Source organism: Williamsia sp. Y844 (assembly GCF_056786475.1).
The window spans coordinates 2,565,200-2,581,335 of sequence record NZ_JBXCJB010000001.1; the positions used below are offsets into that span (position 1 = coordinate 2,565,200).

The 16,136-nt window shown below is 63.8% G+C and carries 17 protein-coding genes; 8 read left to right on the forward strand and 9 right to left on the reverse strand.

All coding sequences use genetic code 11. The annotated features are described in order from the left end of the window. The first annotated feature begins 35 nt into the window (after positions 1–35). Positions 36–815: an enoyl-CoA hydratase/isomerase family protein gene (locus tag AC1TQG_RS11795; protein WP_482137087.1), complete on the forward strand. Its 780-nt coding sequence runs from the start codon at positions 36–38 to the stop codon at positions 813–815. Positions 816–905: 90 nt separating this feature from the next. Here AC1TQG_RS11795 and AC1TQG_RS11800 read toward each other — a convergent pair whose 3' ends face one another. Together AC1TQG_RS11800 and AC1TQG_RS11805 are read right to left on the reverse strand one after the other, a co-directional pair. Beyond that, entirely contained in the window at positions 906–1,664 is a 759-nt protein-coding gene (locus tag AC1TQG_RS11800) for an SDR family NAD(P)-dependent oxidoreductase (RefSeq protein WP_482137088.1), read from the reverse strand. Further along, positions 1,661–2,425 carry an SDR family NAD(P)-dependent oxidoreductase gene (locus AC1TQG_RS11805; RefSeq protein WP_482137089.1) on the reverse strand — a complete coding sequence of 255 codons (765 nt, stop codon included), beginning with the start codon at positions 2,423–2,425 and terminating at the stop codon, positions 1,661–1,663. Before AC1TQG_RS11805 ends, AC1TQG_RS11800 begins: the two co-directional genes overlap by 4 nt. Positions 2,426–2,477: 52 nt before the next feature. Between AC1TQG_RS11805 and AC1TQG_RS11810 the strand changes: the two genes are divergently transcribed. From AC1TQG_RS11810 to meaB, 3 genes are read left to right on the forward strand one after another with little or no spacing between them, the layout of a single operon-like run. Further along, positions 2,478–3,923 (forward strand): class I adenylate-forming enzyme family protein, encoded by a 1,446-nt coding sequence (locus tag AC1TQG_RS11810; protein WP_482137090.1) that lies wholly within the window; start codon positions 2,478–2,480, stop codon positions 3,921–3,923. Then, positions 3,916–5,055, forward strand: a complete 1,140-nt coding sequence (locus AC1TQG_RS11815) for a thiolase family protein (RefSeq protein WP_482137091.1) — start codon at positions 3,916–3,918, stop codon at positions 5,053–5,055. Before AC1TQG_RS11810 ends, AC1TQG_RS11815 begins: the two co-directional genes overlap by 8 nt. Before the next feature lie 28 nt (positions 5,056–5,083). Continuing rightward, positions 5,084–5,977 carry a methylmalonyl Co-A mutase-associated GTPase MeaB gene (gene meaB / locus AC1TQG_RS11820; RefSeq protein ID WP_482137092.1) on the forward strand — a complete coding sequence of 298 codons (894 nt, stop codon included), beginning with the start codon at positions 5,084–5,086 and terminating at the stop codon, positions 5,975–5,977. On the opposite strand, the gene AC1TQG_RS11825 is transcribed toward meaB, so the two are convergent. From AC1TQG_RS11825 to AC1TQG_RS11835, 3 genes are read right to left on the reverse strand one after another with little or no spacing between them, the layout of a single operon-like run. After that, the gene (locus tag AC1TQG_RS11825) at positions 5,953–6,996 is read right to left on the reverse strand and encodes an NAD(P)H-dependent amine dehydrogenase family protein (RefSeq protein WP_482137093.1); all 1,044 of its coding nucleotides are present in this window, start codon (positions 6,994–6,996) and stop codon (positions 5,953–5,955) included. The two genes, meaB and AC1TQG_RS11825, sit on opposite strands and share 25 nt — an antisense overlap. Before the next feature lie 48 nt (positions 6,997–7,044). Then, positions 7,045–7,887, reverse strand: a complete 843-nt coding sequence (locus AC1TQG_RS11830) for an acyl-CoA thioesterase (protein WP_482137094.1) — start codon at positions 7,885–7,887, stop codon at positions 7,045–7,047. Positions 7,888–7,930: 43 nt separating this feature from the next. Beyond that, positions 7,931–8,590, reverse strand: a complete 660-nt coding sequence (locus AC1TQG_RS11835) for a TetR/AcrR family transcriptional regulator (RefSeq protein ID WP_482137095.1) — start codon at positions 8,588–8,590, stop codon at positions 7,931–7,933. Positions 8,591–8,792: 202 nt separating this feature from the next. On the opposite strand from AC1TQG_RS11835, the gene AC1TQG_RS11840 reads away from it, so the two are divergent. The 4 genes from AC1TQG_RS11840 to AC1TQG_RS11855 all read left to right on the forward strand — a co-directional run bounded on the left by AC1TQG_RS11840 (position 8,793) and on the right by AC1TQG_RS11855 (position 12,509). Further along, entirely contained in the window at positions 8,793–9,794 is a 1,002-nt protein-coding gene (locus AC1TQG_RS11840) for an acyl-CoA dehydrogenase family protein (protein ID WP_482137096.1), read from the forward strand. After that, positions 9,778–10,953, forward strand: a complete 1,176-nt coding sequence (locus tag AC1TQG_RS11845; RefSeq protein WP_482137097.1) for an acyl-CoA dehydrogenase family protein — start codon at positions 9,778–9,780, stop codon at positions 10,951–10,953. The genes AC1TQG_RS11840 and AC1TQG_RS11845 overlap by 17 nt, the downstream gene beginning before the upstream one ends. Before the next feature lie 5 nt (positions 10,954–10,958). Further along, entirely contained in the window at positions 10,959–11,744 is a 786-nt protein-coding gene (locus AC1TQG_RS11850) for an enoyl-CoA hydratase (protein ID WP_482137098.1), read from the forward strand. 249 nt (positions 11,745–11,993) lie between these two features. Beyond that, positions 11,994–12,509, forward strand: coding sequence for an MTB12 C-terminal domain-containing protein (locus AC1TQG_RS11855; RefSeq protein ID WP_482137099.1), 516 nt, complete (start codon positions 11,994–11,996; stop codon positions 12,507–12,509). 69 nt (positions 12,510–12,578) lie between these two features. Here AC1TQG_RS11855 and AC1TQG_RS11860 read toward each other — a convergent pair whose 3' ends face one another. The 4 genes from AC1TQG_RS11860 to AC1TQG_RS11875 are packed head-to-tail and all read right to left on the reverse strand — an operon-like array spanning position 12,579 to position 16,135. Further along, complete coding sequence (locus AC1TQG_RS11860; protein WP_482137100.1) at positions 12,579–13,391, reverse strand: acyl-CoA dehydrogenase family protein; 813 nt, start codon at positions 13,389–13,391, stop codon at positions 12,579–12,581. 2 nt (positions 13,392–13,393) lie between these two features. Further along, positions 13,394–14,494 (reverse strand): acyl-CoA dehydrogenase family protein, encoded by a 1,101-nt coding sequence (locus AC1TQG_RS11865; protein ID WP_482137336.1) that lies wholly within the window; start codon positions 14,492–14,494, stop codon positions 13,394–13,396. Positions 14,495–14,520: 26 nt separating this feature from the next. Then, positions 14,521–14,937 (reverse strand): nuclear transport factor 2 family protein, encoded by a 417-nt coding sequence (locus AC1TQG_RS11870; protein ID WP_482137101.1) that lies wholly within the window; start codon positions 14,935–14,937, stop codon positions 14,521–14,523. After that, positions 14,924–16,135: a metal-dependent hydrolase family protein gene (locus tag AC1TQG_RS11875; protein WP_482137102.1), complete on the reverse strand. Its 1,212-nt coding sequence runs from the start codon at positions 16,133–16,135 to the stop codon at positions 14,924–14,926. The genes AC1TQG_RS11870 and AC1TQG_RS11875 overlap by 14 nt, the downstream gene beginning before the upstream one ends. Position 16,136 lies beyond the last annotated feature (1 nt).

The following is a 16,136-nucleotide window of genomic DNA, read 5'->3' on the forward strand; positions in this document are numbered from 1 at the left end:
ATTCTCAATTGTGTTAAATCCGATAGTCTGCACACATGACTGATGATTTGGGAGCCGGCGGCCTGAAGTTCAAACGCGAAGGACCGATCGGGTGGTGCACGATCGATCGTCCCGCGGCGCGCAACGCGTTCACCCCCGCGATGTACTACGGATTGAAACGAGCTGTCCGTCTGGTGAATTCGGACCCCGACCTGGCCGCGCTGATCATCACCGGCACCGGTGACGTGTTCGCGCCGGGCGGTGATCTGGGAGGTCGGGCCGAACCGGGTGACAATCTTCCCGAAGGCATCGGCCATGATGTCCTGCCGTTCTTGACGATTCGGGATAGTCGGGCGCCGGTCATCTCGGCGGTCAACGGCATTTGTCAGGCCGGCGGGCTCTTGGTGGCCATGATGTCCGACATCGCCGTTGCGAGCGATCGGGCGACGTTCCGGGTGCCGGAACTGCTCCGCGGAATCCCCGATGCCACCTATGCCGCAGCACTTCCCGCGCATGTGGGTCTGGCGGCAGCGCGTGATCTTCTCTTGTCCGCCCGCAAGTTCGACGCGGCGGAGGCCTTGCGCCTCGGCGTGATCTCCCGGGTCGTGCCTCACGAGGACCTGCGGTCGGCAGCGTTGACCGCGGCGCGTGAGATCTTGCAGACCGCTCCCGAGGCGCGGGCTCAGGTCAAGCGCATGCTCAACGAGCGCTACGGTCTCATCGACTATCAGACGATGTTCGGGGCACTCGAAACCTCGCCCGAGCCCCGAGAAGGCATGCGCGCCTTCATGGAGAAGCGCCAACCGAGCTGGATTCCGTCCAACATTCCCGAATAGCAGCAGAATTCGCGCCGGCTACCGTCATCTGCACCCTTTGCAACAGGAGCGGATGACGGTAGCCGGCGCGAATTTGGTTGTGGCCGGGGGTCAGGACCGGGGGATCAGCGTTTCGGAACGCTGGATCGTCCCGGTGATCCCGGTCGAATCTTGCTGTGCGAGCAGCAGTGCTGCCTGACCCATGGTCTCCGGAGGTTCAATGGCCTCCGGTGGGATCTTCTGTCCGCCACCGGCTGCGGCCCACCCTTCGGTGAGTACCACCCGGGACGGGCTCAGGCAGTTGACCGCGATGTTGTCCGGCAACAGGTCGGATGCGAGTCCGAGATAGAGCCGCTCCACTGCCGCCTTCGAGACCCAGTACGCGTTCGAGCCACGATCGATCATGTCGACACCGGTGGTGGTGACGGCGATCAGTGACCCGCCGCCCCGCGCCCGCAGATGCGGGATGACGGCCTGGGTCATCAGGAAAACGCCCGTCAGATTGACGTCGAGGCACAACTGCCACCGTTTGAGTGGTGTCTTCTCGATCGGTCCGAGCCAGAGCACTCCCGCGTTGGCGATCAGGATGTCGATGCCGCCGAACTCGGCGACGGTCTGATCGACCGCTACGCCGATCGACTCCTCGGAGGTGACGTCACAGGGCACCGGGATCGCCCGGCCGCCGGACGACGTGATCCGCTGCGCCACCGATCCGATGGTGCCCGGGACACGGCCTTCTGTCTCAGATCGTGCCGCAACGGCCACGGAGGCGCCCGCGTCTGCGAGCGCCACCGCGATGGCCGCACCGATGCCCCGGCTCGCGCCGGCCACGAATGCGACCTTTCCGTCGAGCGGCTTGCTGTCAGTCACTTCGGCGGGAACCGCAGTGCACCGTCGAGGCGGATGACATCACCGTTGAGATAGTCGTTTTCGACGATGGCAGCAACAAGTGCGGCGTACTCGGTGGAACGACCCATGCGCTTGGGGTGCGGAACCTGCGGGCCCCAGTAAGCCTCCAGTTGGTCGGCGGCCTTGCCGTACGCGGGGGTGTTGATCGTGCCGGGGGCGATGGCCATCACCCGGATGCCCAGCGGCGAGAGGTCGCGAGCGGCGACCAGCGTCATGCCGATCACGCCACCCTTGGCCGCGGCGTAGGGGAGCTGGCCGATCTGGCCCTCGTAACCGGCGATCGAGGCGGTGTTGATGATGACGCCACGGGTGCCCTCGTCAAGCGGCTCCTGCCGGGCGATCGCGGCCGCGGCGAGGCGGGTCACGTTGAAAGTCCAGGTCAGGTACGAGGCAATGGTCTTCGTGAAGGCCTCGAGCTCCATTGGGCTGCCGTCTTTGCCGACCAGCCGGCCGCCACCGGCCGGACCGCCATGGCAGTCCACGGAGACACGCAACGGGCCCAGGGATTCGGCTTCGGCGATGGCCGCGTTGACCGAGGCCTCATCGCTGGCGTCCGTGTGGACGTAGCGGATGCCCAGCTCGCTCTCGAGTGCTTTGCCCTTCTCGTCGGCCACATCGGCCACGACAACTTTCGCGCCTGCGGCATGCAGACGGCGGACGGTTGCCTCACCGAGTCCGCCGGTGCCTCCGACGACGATGGCGGAACTGCCACTGATTTCCATGGGGTTTCCCTTCTTGCAATTGACGATCTCAGTCTGAGAGAATCATGTTCTCATGAATATCACGATGATCTTGGAAATGGCAGCGTCGGCGGACGATCGGGCCGTCGTGACAGCCGGCGGTCGAACGAGTACCGCCGGGCAGATGTTGGACCTCGCACGCCGGGCGGCGACGGGATTCACCGAGTACCCGGCGGTTCTGTACTCCGGGATCAACCACTTGGCGTATCCGGTTGCCCTGTTCGGCGCCGCGATGGCCGGTGTCCCGTTCGTGCCGCTCAACTACCGGCTCGGAGAAGCGCAGTTGACTGCGCTCCACGAGCGACATCCCGGTGCGCTGGTGCTCGACCAGAATGATCTCGATTCCTGGATCGACTCCCTCGAAGGCAGCGTCCCCATGGACGACGCCGACCGGCCCGCTGCGCACTACGACGGAGATGCCGTCGCGGTGATCATCTACACCAGTGGCACCACTGCGGCACCCAAGGCCGCGATCCTGCGACACCGGCACCTGCTGGCCTACGTGCTCAACACGATCGAGTTCTCTTCTGCTGCGCCGGAGGACGCGACCGTTGTCGCCGTGCCGCCGTACCACATCGCGGGTCTGACCAATCTGCTGTCGAACCTCTACAGCGGACGGCGAATCGTCTACCTCGACGCCTTCGATCCGCGGGCGTGGATCGAGACGGTCCGGCGCGAGAAGGTCACCCACGCCATGGTCGTGCCGACAATGCTGGCGCGCATCGTGGACGCCACCACGGAAGCCGATGCCGGCCAACCGTTCCTGAAGAGTCTGGCCTACGGCGGCGCGCGTACTCCGCGGCCGGTCCTCGAGCGTGCGCTCGCGCTGTTCCCCGACACCAACTTCGTCAACGCCTACGGCTTGACCGAGACCGCCTCGTCGATCGCGGTTCTCGGGCCCGATGACCATCGGACCGCTTTCGCCTCGACCGACCCCGAGGTCAGGGATCGGCTCGGTTCCGTCGGTCAGCCGTTGCCTGGTATCGAGATCGCGATCCGCGACGAAGAGGGCAACCCGACGCCCGATGGCCAGACCGGACTGGTATTTGTTCGCGGCGAACAGATCTCGGGTGAGTACGGCGGGCGGAGTGTGCTGGATGACGAGGGCTGGTTCGCAACCCGAGATCTCGGTCATCTCGACTCGGGTGGCTATCTGTTCATCGAGGGACGTTCGGACGACACGATCATCCGCGGTGGTGAGAACATCGCACCCGCCGAGATCGAGGATGTCCTGCATGATCACCCCGGCATCAGCGAGGCCGCGGTCATCGGTGTGCCCGATCCCGAATGGGGACAACGCCTTGTCGCCGTTGTGGTCGGCACCGGTGACGCCGACGAAATCAAGCAGTTCGTCAGGGACCGGCTCCGCTCGTCCAAGACCCCGGACGTGATCGTGTTCCAGAACGAACTCCCACGTACCGAGACCGGAAAGCTATTGCGCCGCAACCTTGTGGCAGAACTGGAGAACAACAATGCCTGAAGCCGTCATCGTCTCGGCGTTACGCACCCCGATCGGCACCGCTGTCAAGGGAAGTCTGCGCGATACCGACGCCTACGTTCTGGCCGACCACGTGGTCAAAGCTGCGGCCAGCACCCTGGATCCGGAGCTGATCGACGATATCGTCCTCGCCGAGGGCCTTTACGGCGGCGGCGTCATCGCCCGCCACGCGGCGATCACCGCCGGTCTGACCGGGGTACCCGGACTTGCCGTCAACCGGCACTGCGCGGCCAGCCTGTCGGCTGTGACCACGGCTGCCGGAAGCATCAAGTCCGGCATGGACCAGCTGATCCTGGCCGGTGGCGTGAACTCCGCATCGACCTCGCCGAAGGCGCGTTTTCGCGTGGGAGAGGACTGGATCGACCCGTGGATGTCGCCGTCGCACCCCGACCGTCCGGACGCCCCGAACAGGGACATGTCGATCACCGTCGGCTGGAACGCGGCGCAGAAGGCCGGCGTCACCCGTGAAGAGATGGATGCCTGGGCATACCGTTCGCACATGAACGCCATCGCCGCCATCGACGAGGGCCGTTTCGACGACGAGATCGTGCCGATCGAGACGGTCCACGGACTCTTCTCGGTCGACGAGCACCCGCGTCGCGGTTCGACCATGGAAAAGCTTGCCTCCCTGAAGGTTCTGCATCCCGAGATCGAGGGATTCTCGATCACCGCGGGCAACTCCAGCGGCGGCAACGATGCGGCTGCGATCTTGACGGTCGCGAGCAGCGACCTCGGATTGCCTGCGCTGGCGACCGTACGTTCCTGGGCATCGGTGGGTATCGACCCGGCATTCACCGGTCTGGCCCCGGTCGAGGCAATCCCCAAAGCGCTTGCGCGAGCAGGCCTGAAGATCGAAGACGTCGATCTGTTCGAGATCAACGAGGCATTCGCGGCGATGTGTGTCGCCACGATCAAGCTGCTCGATCTCAACCCGGATCTGGTCAACACCAGCGGTAGCGGTTGCTCGTTGGGTCACCCGGTCGCTGCCAGTGGTGCCCGCATGCTGACCACGATCATTCACGAACTCCGCCGTCGTGGCGGCGGTATCGGTGTGGCGGCGATGTGTGCCGGTGGCGGTATGGGTTCTGCTGTTGTGGTCGAGGTCCACGCGTGAGTTTGTGGACTGACAATCACTGCCTCGCATGACAATCGATGAACTGATCGCCGCGGCGCGGGCCGGATCGGAGCGGGCAACGGGCAAGTTGCTCACTCTGGTCGAGGGCCCGCGCCGCGATGAGGTGCTGGGAGTGATCGGGTCGGCAAGGCCGCGTGTTGTCGGCCTGACCGGCCCGCCCGGCGCCGGAAAGTCGACCACCGTCGCGGCCCTGGTCACCGCCTATCGCCGGCGTGGTCTGAAGGTCGCGGTACTCGCGGTCGACCCGTCGTCACCCTATTCCGGTGGTGCGTTGCTCGGTGACCGCATCCGGATGGCCGCGCACATCAACGACACCGGAGTCCTGATCCGTTCGATGGCCACCCGCGGCCATCTTGGTGGGCTGTCGGCGGCGGTTCCGGCGGCGATCAGGCTCCTGGGTGCGATCTCCTACGATCTGATCGTCGTCGAGACGGTTGGGGTCGGACAATCCGAGGTCGAGGTGGCAGCGATCGCCGACCCGACCGTCGTTGTCCTCAATCCCGGTGCCGGAGATGCTATTCAGGCTGCAAAGGCCGGTCTGCTGGAGGTCGCCGACATACTGGTGGTGAACAAGGCCGACCGAGACGGCGCCGATCAGACCGTCCGTGACCTGCGGGCCGAATCGGGTGTCCCGATCCTCAAACTCGTTGCTGTGCGCGGCGAGGGGATCGATGAGCTGGTCGAGGCGATCGATGCCCACCACCGCGACGACAACGCCGGCCGGAAGTCGGCACGGGCCCGGGTGCAGATCCTGTCACTGGCCCAGACGTTGCTTCAGATGCATCCGGATCTGGGGCGTTTGGCCGACGCGGTGGCCGCGGGCCAGACCGACCCCTACGGCGCGGCAGAACAGTTGATCGCCGCGCCGGCGCAGGGTCAGCCCAGTCGCGCGATGATCTGAGGTAGATCGGCGGTGGTCCGTATCCCGGCGGATGCCGCGCAGATATAGGGGATCGCATTGACCGCGCGGTTGGCGGTATACCCGGGGGTCGTTGCGGCCATGTCTTCCAACGCGATCGGGAACTTGATGGTGATCTCGAGTGGTGCGTCGCCTTCGACGGTTACCCGCCAGCCGGTGTCGAGCAGATCCCAGTTCTGATCGAAGTCGGTGGTGCAGTACCAGTTGGCCCGGAACGTGATGAGCGCCTTGCCGTCGCGCATGCCGTTCGCGCTGATCCGCTGCGCTGCAACAGTTCCCTTGTTGATCGTGCCGGCCGCGATCTCGATGTCCTTGGTCGCAAGACCGATTTCGCCGGAGGCCTCTATCGAATCGAGGGTCAGGCCCAGCGCATCTGCAGTATGCCGCAGTGATGGCCCGAAGCTGGTCCGTGCGTGCTCGAGTCGGGCGTCATTGAACTCGCTGGGCGCCTGCCCAAACCCCATGATGCTGAACAACAGGTCCGGTGAGTTGCGTGAGGACAGTTCGGCATATTCATCGATGGTCAGCTTGTCGAGGCGTCGCTGGATGGAAGTCACCGTCAAGGGAAGGGCTTCGGTGATGAACCCGGGACTGCTACCGGTGCTGTGAATGGAGGCGTCGCCTGCGCGACATGCTTCCTCCACTGCGGCCCGCAGTTGCGAATCCATGGTCGCCGGATGGTGGAACTCGCCACGGGTGGTGACGATGTTGATACCTGCGGCAAGTAGCTTGCAGACCTCGTCGGCGTCGAGTGCGGCCGGCATGTACAACACGCAGTCCGGGGCAAGCGCGATCACGTCGGTGATGTCATTGGTCGCGGTGACCCCGATCGGGTCCAGGCCGGCGAGTTCGCCTGCATCTCGGCCGACCTTGTTCTCGCTGTGGACATGGACGCCGGCCAAGGACAATGCCGGGTGTTCGATGATCCCTCGTAGTGCTTTGGTGCCGATATTGCCGGTTGCCCACTGGACAACGCGGTTCGGTGCAGCATTGGTCGCCATGTATGTCCTCAGATCTGTTGTGCTTCTGCGTGTTTCGACCAAATGTGGTCAGGACTTGATGCGTACCATGGCTTCTTGTGCAAATGAGGCAACAAGCTGCCCGCTCTCGGTGAGGATGTCACCGCGGCCGAAGGTTCGGGCGTGCGCCACCAGTGGGCTGTGCTGACGCAGCAGCAGCCACTCGTCGGTACGGAACGGCCGGTGGAACCAGATGGTGTGTGAGGTGACCGCGGAATGGAATGCGGTGCCGTTGCCGATCTGGCTGTAGCCCTCCAGCGGGAGCAGGGCGGTACCGATCAGTGTCAGATCGGTGGCATACGCCGCCAGCGCGGGTGCGAGCGCGGGGTCCACTGTGGGTGTGCGCATCCAGAACTCGAACTCGGGAGCCGAGACCCCGGTGGAGTTCAGGTCGCCTGCGGTCCGGGTCTCCCACGGGATGAGGTTGAAGTCGATGTCGTGGTCGGCCGAGAGCAGGGGCGACGGTGCGCCGATTTCCTGGAGCTCCGGCCCGTCCTCGGACACGTGCATCGAGACCGCCGCCGACGCGATCACGCCGCGTGATTGGTGTGCGGTGATCAGGAGGCTGGCGAACGTACGTCCCTCTTGCTGACGCACCACGTCGTAGGTGACGGGCTCGTCCGCATGGCCTTCCTTGCTGAAGACGGAGTGGATCGATTTGATCGTCTTGCCTGGCGATGTCGCCAGAGCGGCCGAGATGAATTGACCGAGGAGCTGACCGCCGAAGAGACGGTGATATTCGAGATTCTGGTTCTGCCCTTCGAAGACCGCAGCGGTGTTTCCGGGGCCCTGCGCAGGGGTATCGGAATCGTTGGCGGGGGTCAGCGGGCGTAGTTCGAGACAGCTGAGAAGGTCACTCCACATATCGGCCATCTACCGATTGTAAGCAGAATTCTTCAACAGGAGAACAGCATTCTCACTTTTCGGAAGCTGAGAATCCCTTGGCGCAGAACTTCCAGACCTCGTCGGACGTGATCGGTTGCACCGTGGTGTCGTCGGTGGCACCACTCGATTGCGCGATGAACATGACGGTTTGCATCGTCATCGCGGCCGTTCGCTTGGGATGGGCGTCCGGACGCAACTCGCCGGCCTCGTGCGCGAGTTCCATCAACTCGGTGAACAGGGCGAGCAATGGTGCGTGCGCGATCTTGACCTCGGCGGGATGCGTCAGCAGCAGCTGGGGCGCGAAGTCGTTGAACAGTGGGCGTTTGGCGTTGGGGTCGGGGCGGCAGAGCTCGAAGAGCAGCTGAACAGCAACTTGTAGGCGTTCCAAGGGATCGGTCTGCCCGGCGGCGGCGGCCCGGATCTGATCGGCGGATCGGCCGAGTGCATCTTCGAACAGGGCGAGTAGGAGTTCGTGCTTGCCGTCGAACTGTAGGTAGAAGCTCCGCAGCGACTGACGTGATCGGTCGACAACTTCCTGGACCGTGAACTCCGTCGTGCCTTTCTCGGTGATGATCGCTTGTGCGGCGTCGAGAAACTTCTGGACGCGCTGCTCGGCGCGCAGCTTGGCGGTCTTGATCGAGCGTTCGACCGCGCGCTGCTTCCATGCCGGCTCTTCGCTGGGACTGGTCACGATCTGATCGCTCCTGGGCCTTTATCGGACGATGGTCCGCGGCGAAGTGTGGAGAACATGGCTGGCACTCTACCGGACCTGAGCCCGGAAAAGTCCGTTCGGGACGCAAGTCACCAACACTTCCGAGACCGATACTAACGGTATGTGAGAATGATATTCTCACTATGTCGTGGAAACACGACGGAGAAGGAGGCCTGTCGGCATGCTGTTGGAGTTCGACTCGGACCAACGTCTATGGCGCGACACCATCCGCGACGTGGTCGCGAAAGAGTGTTCACCCGCTTTCATTCGAAGTGTCGTCGACGGTGGGGTTGATCCCGCGCCGCTGTGGAAGCTCTACAACAAGCTCGGGTGGACGGAACTGACCGACCGCGCCGATGCTCTCGAACTGGCGATCGTCCTCGAGGAACTGGGCCGGGCGACCGACCCCACTCCATACCTGGCCACGATGACGCAGTTCGCTCCACTTGCGCCCGGCCACGAGCTCGACGGCGGAGCCGGAACAGCGGTCTTCGACGGCGTCAACGCTCGCCGTGACGGAGCCGGTTGGGTGCTCGACGGCACCGCCAAGCACATCCTCGACGGCGATCGCGCCGACCGGATCGCAGTGGCCACCCCGGCCGGAACGTTTGTTGTCCGGGGCGATCAGGTGGTTGCCACCCGTAGCGAGGTCTTCGATCCCGCGCTGCACATCGCCGAGGTCTCGTTCGCCGGAGTTCGGGTCCGGGGTGGTGATCGCGCCGATATCGATGTGTCCCTGGCGATGCCGGTGGCGCTGACCGGGCTCGCGCTGACGACAGTTGGTGCCTGCCAACGTGTTCTGGACATGGTGCTCGAGCATGTGAAATCCCGGCAGCAGTTCGGTGTCCCGATCGGTTCGTTCCAGGCCGTCAAACACAAGGCCGCGGACATGCATGTAGCCATCGAACGTGCGCGCGCTCTCGCCTATTTCGCCGCTCAGACCATCGCGGCCCGCGACGACAAGGCCGTTTCGGTGGCGGCATCGATGGCAAAGGCCTCGGCAGGCGAATGCCAGTCCCTGGTCTTCCGGCACGGCCTGCAGTTGTTCGGCGCAATGGGGTTCACGTGGGAGAACGACCTGCAGTTCGCGCTGAAACGGGCGAAGTCCGGCGAACTCTTACTCGGTGGTGCTGCGCAGCACCGTGCCCGCATCTTCGAGGAGCGACATGCAGTTGACATTTGATCCCGAACTGGAGGCTTTCCGGCAAGAGTTCGTAGCCTTCCTCGATGAGCATGTGCCGGCGGAGGCCGAGACCACCGAACGGTCACATTCGAGTGCGGACATGCCGCAGTGGGCTCGGCGCTGGCAGCGCGTGCAGTTCGAACACGGATGGCTGCTGCCCGGAAACCAGCCGGAGTTCGGCGGCCGGAACGCAACGATCCTGCAACAGTACGTCCATCTGCGCGAGCTGTCGCGCCGACGGATCTACCACAGCTTCAATCCTCAGGGCCTCGGCATCATCGCGGCGTCGATCCTGTCATTCGGTACCGACGAGCAGAAGAACCACTGGGCCGCAAGGATTCTGCGGGCCGAGATCACCGCTGCTCTCGGTATGAGTGAACCGGGCGCTGGTTCCGATCTGGCATCGCTGCGAACCCGCGCCGTACGCGATGGAGACCACTTCGTCGTCAACGGCCAGAAGATCTGGACGTCCGGCGCCCACCACGCCGACGTGCTCCTGACGTTCGTTCGGACCGATCCAGATGTGCCCAAGCACAAGGGGATCAGCGTTCTGCTGATACCGACCGACCTGCCCGGCGTCACGCGACGTCCGTTCGCCTCGGTCTGCCGTTCCGACGACACCGACTTCAACGAAGTCTTCTTCGATGACGTGCGGGTGCCTGCGGAGAACCTCATCGGTCCGCTCAATGGTGGTTGGGGTGTGGCATCCGGATCGTTGGGCCACGAGCGGAATCTGCTGTGGATGGGTTTCGCCGACCGCTTGCAAGATCTCATCGGCGACTTCGTACCCACCACCCCGCTGGACCGTGACCGCTACGCGACCCTGCTCATGGACGCCAAGGCCCTGAGCCTGCTCGGCTCGGCGGCGTTGGCCCGCACGGCGCGCGGTGAAGAGGATGTGGCCGCATTGTCGGTGCTGAAAGTGCTTGGATCCGAGGCGGTTCAGACGGCATCCGAGGTGGCGCTGAACGCGGCCGGGGTCGACGGTCTCATCCATCCCGCAGTCAGCTCACCCCATATGCCCTTGAACAATGACGATTTCAGCGGGAGCTGGTTCGACCGGTACGCGCGGAGCTTCGCAGGCACCATCGCAGGCGGTACATCTGAGGTGCAACGCAACATCATTGCCGAGCGTGTGCTCGGACTACCGAGGGGATGAGACCAATGACGTACATCGACTACGAGGTTGCCGACAAGATCGCGACCATCACGCTCAATCGTCCGGAGGCGGCGAACGCGCAGAACGCCGCTTTGCTCGACGAACTGGATGCGGCGTGGATGCGTGCGGCCAACGACCCCGAGGTCGTTGTCATCGTCCTGCGTGCCGAGGGCAAGCACTTCTCGGCCGGTCACGATCTCAAGGGTGGCGGTCCGATCCCGGACAAGATCACCCTGGAGTTGATCTATCAGAACGAAAGTCGCCGCTACCTGGAGTACTCACTACGGTGGCGCAACATCCCCAAGCCGTCGATCGCGGCGGTTCAGGGTCGTTGTATCTCCGGTGGTTTGCTGCTGTGCTGGCCGTGCGATCTGATCGTCGCCGCCGATGACGCGCAGTTCTCGGACCCGGTGGTGCTGATGGGTATCGGCGGGGTCGAATATCACGGTCACACATGGGAACTCGGCCCGCGTAAGGCCAAGGAGATCCTGTTCACCGGCCGTCCGGTCACCGCCGTGGAGGCGGAGCAGGTCGGCATGGTCAACAAGGTGGTGGCTCGTGCCGACCTCGATGACGAGACGATGAAACTGGCACGGCACATCGCGTCCATGCCGCCGTTCGGTCTGCGTCAGGCCAAGCGCGCGGTGAATCAGACGCTCGACGTGCAGGGCTTCTACGCGGCTATCCAGTCGGTGTTCGACATACATCAGACCGGGCACGGAAATGCGCTGAGTGTCAACGGATATCCGGTTCTGGCCCGCCTCGACGAAATGAAGGCGAAGATCACTTAAGAGCTTCACGATCATCGCAGGTGGGACCGGTCGAATCTCCTCGACAATACGGTTCTGTGGATTTCTTCGAATCCCTTCAGGGCCCTTCGAGAATGTCGTACGATCCATCCGAGAATGCAATTATCAGTCTCAGTCGTCGTAGCGGGTGAGTGGGCGCACATGCGAAATCGCAAGTGCCCATTGATCGGCCGGAGACTTCAGCTTTATTTCAGTGGCCGGAACCTCTGTCCACGAGAAAGGACTCACGCCATGCGTAATTCAATCGTCCGTAGGGCACTCACGGCGGGCGCTTGCGCTGCTGTTCTGGTCGGCCTCGTTGCCGGCTGTAGCGATGACAGCGACGACAGCTCGTCATCGTCCACCGCCGCGTCCTCGGCCGCCGCCACCTCGAGTGCCGCCGCAGCCACCGCCGACCCGGCAACCACCGAGGCGATCACCGTCGCGTACGAGACTTTCTTCAACGGAGCAGCTCCGATCGAAGAGCGAACCAAGTACGTCGAGAACGCCGCGGTCTTCGGACCGGTGCTGCAGGGCATGGTCGCAAACCCCCAGGCCGCGGGCACCACCGCCACCGTCCAGGAAGTCACCCTCGACAGCGAAGACAAGGCAACTGTCTTGTGGGATCTGAACATCGGCGGCGCACCCGTGCTCCCCGGCCAGAGCGGCGAGGCTGTGCTGGTCGACGGCACCTGGGTCGTTTCAGGCACCACCTTCTGCACGATCCTGGCCGTCCAGGGCTCCGGAGAAGCAATCCCGGGTTGCTGATCGGATAGCTGAAACAAGAAGGGCCGGTATCTCTTACGAGATACCGGCCCTTTTTTTGTGGTGTTGCTTCTACAGGTCGACGAGGCGGGGTGCGTGACCCTGCTTGCGAATGATGGCGCCGGCCTCACGGGTGAGTTCCCGTGCACTGCCGAAGAGACCGTCGAGGACCAGAGCACGTTTGATGTGGCGCTGCAGGTCGTGTTCTTCGGTGAATCCGATGCCGCCCAGGATTTGCTGGCAGTGTTTGCTCGCGGTCAGGGCTGCTTGTCCCGCAGCAGCTTTCGCCAAAATCGACCCCAGTTCGTCGGTATTCGATGGTCGAGCTCCGCTCCGCTGCGTCTCCGTGGCCACAGTCAGGGCCGCCTCGGCGCCCTCGATGGCGACGTAGGTTTCGGCGAGCTTGTGGCGGATCGACTGGAAGCCGGCAACAGGCTTTCCGAACTGGGTGCGACTGAGTGCGTGTTCGCGGGCCAGGGACAACATCGTCCGGCTGGTCCCGACCAGCCACCATCCGATCGCACGTTGGGCGGCGGCCAGCGTGGCGACGGGCAGCGGGGTCCCGCTGCACGATCCGACCACCTCCAGCGGCAACTCCGGATCGAGGGTGCTCGAGGTGGCAGTGCTCTTGCGATGCCAGACAACCCAGGAACCGCCCGCAAACGGCAGTGGGATGTATTCGCCGATTACGTCGTTGATCACCGACGCGTGCGCACCGGTCTCGCCGAGGAGCCGGAATACCATCGGCACAGCGACTTCCGGGATCTCGGCGAGCATCTCGTTCCAGCCGAGTGCGACCAGTGCCGCATCGAGCTCAGGGCCTGATGCGCCGGTCATCGCCTTGCGGAAAGTCTCTGTGAGCAAAAGGAGTTCGTCGTCGTCCATCTTCACTCCTTCCCGAGATCGAGTAGTCGTCGCGCGATGATGTTGCGCTGGATCTCCGCGGTGCCGCCGTAGATCGTCGCGGCACGCGAATAGAGGTATTCGATCCGCCATTCCGACTCCGAGAGCTCGATTGCCCCCGGCAGCAGGTCACGTGCGGTGTTGAACAGTTGCTGTTCGGCGGTGGCCAGCAGCACCTTGTCGACCGACGTCTCGGGCCCGAGTTGGGCTCCGTCGGCCAGTCGTTGCTGGGTCATCCGGGAACGGCAGCGAATCGTGTGCAGGGCCAGGTAGGCGGAGCCGAGTTCGGCGTCGTCTGCGGCGGTGGTGATGGGCGCGGACTGGGTTAGCAAGCGGTCCAGCCGGGTGAACAGATAGGCAATGCGGTGCCAGAAGCACGTTGACCGTTCATGGGGGAGGAGATCCATCGCCACACCCCAGCCGTCGCCGGGCTTGCCGAGCATCCGGTTGGCCGGGACAACGACATTGTCGAAATAGACCTCGGCGAACTCGTCGACCCCGTGCATCGTGCGCAGCGGCCGAACGGTGATACCGGGAGTGTCCATGTCGACGAAGAACGCGGTGATCCCGTTGTGGCCGGGACCCGTTCGCGTCAGCAGGACACAACGGGAGGCGTACTGGGCCAGGCTGGTCCAGACCTTTTGCCCGGAGATGACCCAATTATCGCCCTGTTGTTCGGCTTTGGTCGTCAGTGATGCGAGGTCGCTGCCCGAACCGGGCTCGGAGAATCCTTGGCACCATTGCTCGGCGCCGCTGAGCATCAACGGAACCATCTCTGCTGCCAGTTCCGGTGTCGCGTAAGACATCATCGTCGGCACCAGGACTTCGATCATGGAATACAGGCCCGGCTCGGCGAGATCGCGGATCGCGACCTCTTCGCCGAGGACCGCACGCAGTTCTGCGGGTCCACCGAGACCACCGACCGCGGCGGGCCACCCGTAGCGCATCCACCCCGCATCGAAAAGGGCCCGACGCACCCGATTCAACTGCTCGACCTGACCATCCAGAGAATGGTCGGGCCCAGGAGTCAGATCATTGGCGTCGAGCCATTCTCGAACAGCCGAGCGGAATTGCCCGGTGTCCATGTGACCGGTGTCGATGTGACCGCTGTTCATGCACCCGGACGTTCGAACGCGTGCGGGATACCCGAATCATGTTCGCCGCTGCGGCGGATGAACGTCATCTTGCGGGTACTGATACGCCAGCCGGCTTCCGTGCGGACATAGGTGTCGTTGTAGTAGCCGATGCGCATGTCGTGTGTGGCGTCATGAACGAAACACAGTGGCTGCGTGCCGGTTCCGGTATCGCCGTCGATCTCGAGCAGTGGCAGGCCGGTCATGAACAGGCCCTTGGGCGCTGCCGCGACCAGATCGGGGAACTGATCGAGGGGAAAGGCGTCGCCGAAGGCGCTGTAGGTGCCGTCGGGGGTGAAGACACTGACAACGCCTTCGACGTCGTTCTGGGTCATCTTCACCGCGTAGCGAGCCAGCAATTGCTGGAGCTCGAGCAGATCATCATTTGTTGACATAGATCTTGCCGCCTTTCATCACGAACTTCACGTTCTGAGTAACGGTGATGTCGTCCAGGGGATTTCCCGGCAGGCCGACGATGTCGGCGAGCAGCCCCTCTGCCAACCGGCCGCGGTCGGTGACGTTGATCAGATCGGCGGCCACGGTGGTGGCGGCGCGCAGTACGGCCAGTGGGCTCATGCCGCGGTCGACCAGGGCGACGAGCTCATCGGCGTTCTTGCCGTGGGGGATTGCGGGGGCATCGGTTCCGACGGCGATCTTCACGCCGGCGTCGTAGGCCTTTTTCACGGAGATGCGGGCCTGCGGGAACATGATCGCCGCTTTGTCTTTGAGTTCATCGGGGGCATGGGAGATGTCCATGCCGTCGATCAACCGGGTCGTTGGGACCAGGAACGTCCCGTTGTCGACCATCATCTGAATCGCTTCGTCATCAACGAGGAAGCCGTGTTCGATGCAGTCGATTCCGGCCTTGATGGCCTGCTTGACCGCTTCGGCGCCGTGGGTGTGCGAGGCGACCCGCAGCCCACGTCGATGGGCCTCGTCGACGATCGCGACGAGTTCGTCGAATGAATAGTGCTGGGCGCCAGCGGTTCCGGTGTGTGACATGACACCACCGGAGACACAGACCTTGATCAACTGGGCACCGTGCTTGATCTGGTACCGAACGGCCTTCTGGACCTCGGCGACACCGTTGGCGATGCCCTCTTCGATGGTCAGATCGAGGACGCCGGGCATGAACGCCGCGAACATCGTCGGATCCAGGTGTCCACCGGTGGGGGTGATCGCGTGCCCGGCGGGAATGATCCGCGGTCCGTCGACCCAGCCGGCGTCAATGGCCTTGCCGAGTGCGACGTCGAGCAGATAGCCGCCGGTTTTCACAAAGAGTCCGAGGTTGCGGACGGTGGTGAAACCGGCCCGCAACGTGCGGCGGGAGTTGCCCACCGCACGCAACATTCGTAGCGGCGGATCATCCTGGACCATGGATGCGACGGGCTTTTCGCCACGTCCTCCCATGAGCAGGTTGACTTCCATGTCCATGAAGCCAGGGACCAGGATCAGGTCACCGAGATCGGTGATTTCGCCTTCTGGAGTACCTCCTATTCCAACTATCCGTTCACCATCGATCCGGATGACTCCGGGTCGGACGATTTCGCCGGAATCGATGTCGAGAAGGCCCGCCGCTACGAGTGTTTGCATG

Coding starts and splice junctions, on each gene's coding strand:
- AC1TQG_RS11795 (WP_482137087.1), top strand. CDS start 36: ATGACTGATGATTTGGGAGCCGGCGGCCTGAAGTTCAAACGCGAAGGA.
- AC1TQG_RS11805 (WP_482137089.1), bottom strand. CDS start 2,425: ATGGAAATCAGTGGCAGTTCCGCCATCGTCGTCGGAGGCACCGGCGGA.
- AC1TQG_RS11810 (WP_482137090.1), top strand. CDS start 2,478: ATGAATATCACGATGATCTTGGAAATGGCAGCGTCGGCGGACGATCGG.
- AC1TQG_RS11815 (WP_482137091.1), top strand. CDS start 3,916: ATGCCTGAAGCCGTCATCGTCTCGGCGTTACGCACCCCGATCGGCACC.
- meaB (WP_482137092.1), top strand. CDS start 5,084: ATGACAATCGATGAACTGATCGCCGCGGCGCGGGCCGGATCGGAGCGG.
- AC1TQG_RS11825 (WP_482137093.1), bottom strand. CDS start 6,996: ATGGCGACCAATGCTGCACCGAACCGCGTTGTCCAGTGGGCAACCGGC.
- AC1TQG_RS11830 (WP_482137094.1), bottom strand. CDS start 7,887: ATGGCCGATATGTGGAGTGACCTTCTCAGCTGTCTCGAACTACGCCCG.
- AC1TQG_RS11840 (WP_482137096.1), top strand. CDS start 8,793: ATGCTGTTGGAGTTCGACTCGGACCAACGTCTATGGCGCGACACCATC.
- AC1TQG_RS11845 (WP_482137097.1), top strand. CDS start 9,778: ATGCAGTTGACATTTGATCCCGAACTGGAGGCTTTCCGGCAAGAGTTC.
- AC1TQG_RS11850 (WP_482137098.1), top strand. CDS start 10,959: ATGACGTACATCGACTACGAGGTTGCCGACAAGATCGCGACCATCACG.
- AC1TQG_RS11855 (WP_482137099.1), top strand. CDS start 11,994: ATGCGTAATTCAATCGTCCGTAGGGCACTCACGGCGGGCGCTTGCGCT.
- AC1TQG_RS11860 (WP_482137100.1), bottom strand. CDS start 13,391: ATGGACGACGACGAACTCCTTTTGCTCACAGAGACTTTCCGCAAGGCG.
- AC1TQG_RS11865 (WP_482137336.1), bottom strand. CDS start 14,494: ATGGACACCGGGCAATTCCGCTCGGCTGTTCGAGAATGGCTCGACGCC.
- AC1TQG_RS11870 (WP_482137101.1), bottom strand. CDS start 14,937: ATGTCAACAAATGATGATCTGCTCGAGCTCCAGCAATTGCTGGCTCGC.
- AC1TQG_RS11875 (WP_482137102.1), bottom strand. CDS start 16,135: ATGCAAACACTCGTAGCGGCGGGCCTTCTCGACATCGATTCCGGCGAA.